Raw genomic sequence first — 3,391 nt, 5'->3', positions numbered from 1 at the left:
AAATACTTTATATACATATTCACATGAGGATTAATATTAATTAATCAACAGGCACTTACAAGCTAAGTTATATTATTATATAGAGATTTATGCGTTTAATGTGTGTTATTTACAGAGGTAATTACAATTGCGAAAAATAATGGAATATTTATATTAATCAAAACCTATACTCATTAAATTATCGACCATCTGTTCAAGATTTGGAGCAAGGTAAACAAAAGGAAACGTCCTAATCTCCAATCCACTAAGATAATGTACTGGTCAACCAAAATTGGACACTTTTAGTTTAGAATTTTCAAACTCTACGGGTGACAGATCACCAATGGCAGAATGAAGTCGCTCTAAGTTGTAATACTTCATATAAGCAGCCACATCTTGTTTCATAAATTCCCTCGTGGGTTGACTCACCTTAAAAAGCCAATCGTGTTTCAAGCTGCCAAAGAAGCGTTCTACAACAGCATTATCCCAACAAGCTCCTACATCGCCCATACTGGCCCGGATACTATAGCTCAACAACAGCTTACGATATTGCTTGCTGGTATACTGTGAGCCACGATCACTGTGAAATACAAGGCCCTTAGGCGGTTGACGCAGGTTATAAGCTTTCATTAATGCCTTACATACCAAATCTGTTGTCATCCGTTTATCGATATGCCAGCCAACAATTCGACGAGAGTATAAATCCATCACCACGGCCAAATACATCCAACCTTCACCTGTCTTTAAGTAAGTCACATCGCCAGCCCAAATCTGGTTGGCGGTGGTTGGGTTAAAGTTCTGTTCTGGTTTAGCAAGTTATCAGGCACTGAATCAGCATGCTTACGCTTTGTTGTGATCTTGTAAGCTACGCGCTGTGTTACTTTTAGGCGTAATCGGCGCATAATGTGACGAACTTGGTAGCGACCAAGTTGATAGCCTTCTTTACGCAATTTCTTCACCATTTCACGATTTCCTAAGCTGCCCCGGCTTTCTCTAAACAATTTTCGAATACAGCGATAAAGCTATCAAAGTATCAAGACTAATCACGGTTGCAGGACGTTTGAGCCAATCATAATAGCCTGATTTACTCACGCCCATCACGCGGCATAACAATGCCACAGGGAAATGGTTAGATTGTTTTTTAATGAAGCGAAATTTTACTTCATTTCTTTCGCAAAGAAGGCACTGGCCTTTTTTAAGATTTCTTTCTCCATGCGTAATTCTTTGTTTTCTCTACGCAATCGTTTCAGTTCATCTCGCTCAGATTCCTCTAAGATACTGCCTTTCTGCTGGGCTTCGTATTTTTCTTTCCACTTGTAAAGCAGGCTAGTACCGACGCCTAGTGACTTTGCAGCATCAGCAACACTGTAGCCTTGCTCTAGTACCATCAAAACAGCTTCACCTTTAAATGACTGTGGATAGCTCTTATGTGATTTTTTCAGACTCATATAGACCTCTTAATTCATTGACTGTATTGTCTCAAAATTAAGTGTCCGATGGGATTAGACCAGAACAGTATACTCTATTTAATATTTCAGGATATCGCGCCTCAATCCCGCCTAAAAAAACATTGGGCCCCTCCTCTTGGGGCTGTTTTTGGATTTTGTTTAGCCCTCTTTAGTGAAATGCTGGTATTAAATGCTTAGTTAATTCCTGGTATTTAACAGTCAAGTACCACATTCGTTGCTTATTACAAGGATTGTAACGATCAAGTTAATAAAAGTTTTTTCCGTTTAGTCACAAAAATTTCAGACTATTGTCGTTATCATTCTAAACAGCTAAAGCAGAACTTTCAGATTCGATACTAAAAATAATAGTCAGAGAAGAATACCCTTCACGAATCATTTTTAAGGTTTGTTGTCGGCATTCTTGACCAACAAGAATGTTGGGAATGCAGTTCATACATAACATCGATGTCATGTATTAGAGCAATGCAGGAGCGATTGCCGAGGAGCTTTTAACTGACTTATACCATTACTGCAGGAACATAATAAATAGAAGAAGGAAGATATAATGCTTTCATTCCACAAGTGTTCACTTAACCTCCCCTCTCAACATTTAGCCAAAAAGCGGTATTCGACTATTATCTTATTCTGCTGCTTACTCCTCAGTGGCGTGTTCCACAATACAATAAGCGCCAATGAAGCAAACTCGCAAGATACCCGCCACGTTATTTTTGTGGGCAATAATTGGGAAGGAATGATCGATGTTATCGATGCCAAAACATATGAAAAAGTAGGACGTATCAATGGGGTACCCGATAAACAACAACGAATGACAGAAATCATCTTTAATCCTATAAAGCTGATCGCTTTTCAGACTATTCGTCACCTGATAGGTGAAGGTCATGATCAGCTTGTTGATGATATGTATAGTACAAAAAATGGTCGATTGCTGATCGTCTCCCGCCCTAGCTTTGCCGATGTTGTTTGCATAAACATCACTACCAATGAAGTCGTATGGCGTTTCCCTGTTAAAGGCATCCGATCCGATCATATGGCCCTATCCCCGGATGGCAGTCAAGTGGCCGTTTCTGCTTCAACGGGTAAAGTGGTCCATATCCTGGATGTGGAAACAGGCAAAGAATTAGGTCAATTCCCAAGTGGTGACTCACCACATGAAAATGTTTACTCCAAAGATGGCAGCAAAATTTATCATGCCAGTATCGGCATGGTATTTACTCCTTTAGATGAACATTTTTTGGATTTCACCAAAGGTAAACGTCGGTTTCAGGTTGTTGATACAAAAACGTTAACTATCATTAAACAGTTCAACATGGCTGATAAACTGAAAGATGCAGGGCTGCAGAACCTGAGTCCAGCCATCCGGCCAATGACACATACCCCCGATGAACGATTTTTTTATTTTCAATTATCCTTTCTCCATGGTTTTATTGAATATGATATGCAAGAAAACAAAATAACTCGGCTGGCAATGCTACCCAACCTTGTGCCAGATATGCCCATTACTGAATACGTTAACGACTCAGCACATCACGGTATTGCCATGAACAATACTGGAGACACTTTATGTGTAGCAGGCACAATGGACGATTATGTTGCATTAGTGGACCGTAGTACTTTTGAGTACCAAGTGCTTACAGGGCTGGGGGAAAAGCCTTACTGGGTCACCAGTGATCAGGCAGGGGAACATTGTTATATTTCATGGAGCGGGACTGACCAAATGTCGGTCATCAACTATAAAACACGAAAGGAAATTATTCGGGTGAATGTGGGAGATCATCCACAACGAATTCGTGAAGGTTATGTACCTGCAATGTGGGCAGGTTACTAATACACTATTACTTTTATTTTTTTGTTATTAAACCTTGCAGGAGGCCGTTAAACAAAGGTCTCCGGGGAAGGTTTCACGTTATATTCGAAGGGTGTTATGCCTACTTTAGGCAAAGGTG

The 3,391-nt window shown here is 40.0% G+C and carries 2 protein-coding genes and 1 pseudogene; 1 reads left to right on the top strand and 2 read right to left on the bottom strand.

Features of this window, described 5'->3' with window-relative positions:
- Positions 1–261 precede the first annotated feature (261 nt).
- Positions 262–1,427: pseudogene (locus KCG35_RS24095) on the bottom strand (IS3 family transposase).
- A 322-nt stretch (positions 1,428–1,749) separates the two neighbouring features.
- A complete protein-coding gene (locus tag KCG35_RS26785; protein WP_255562032.1) occupies positions 1,750–1,881 on the bottom strand; it encodes a hypothetical protein in 132 nt (43 codons plus the stop codon).
- Between the two features lie 111 nt (positions 1,882–1,992).
- Here KCG35_RS26785 and KCG35_RS24090 point away from each other — a divergent pair, with 111 nt between their 5' ends.
- Positions 1,993–3,273, top strand: a complete 1,281-nt coding sequence (locus KCG35_RS24090) for a YncE family protein (RefSeq protein WP_215822406.1) — start codon at positions 1,993–1,995, stop codon at positions 3,271–3,273.
- Positions 3,274–3,391 lie beyond the last annotated feature (118 nt).

Source organism: Zooshikella harenae (assembly GCF_018837975.1).
In the GTDB taxonomy this organism is placed as follows: Bacteria; Pseudomonadota; Gammaproteobacteria; order Pseudomonadales; family Zooshikellaceae; genus Zooshikella; species Zooshikella harenae.
Note: the sequence above shows the minus strand (reverse complement) of the source record. Positions and strands in the feature narration are given on the sequence as shown.

Bases quoted from the DNA above. Each gene is read 5' to 3' on its own strand.
- KCG35_RS24090 (WP_215822406.1), top strand. From the start codon at position 1,993: ATGCTTTCATTCCACAAGTGTTCACTTAACCTCCCCTCTCAACATTTA.
- KCG35_RS26785 (WP_255562032.1), bottom strand. From the start codon at position 1,881: ATGAACTGCATTCCCAACATTCTTGTTGGTCAAGAATGCCGACAACAA.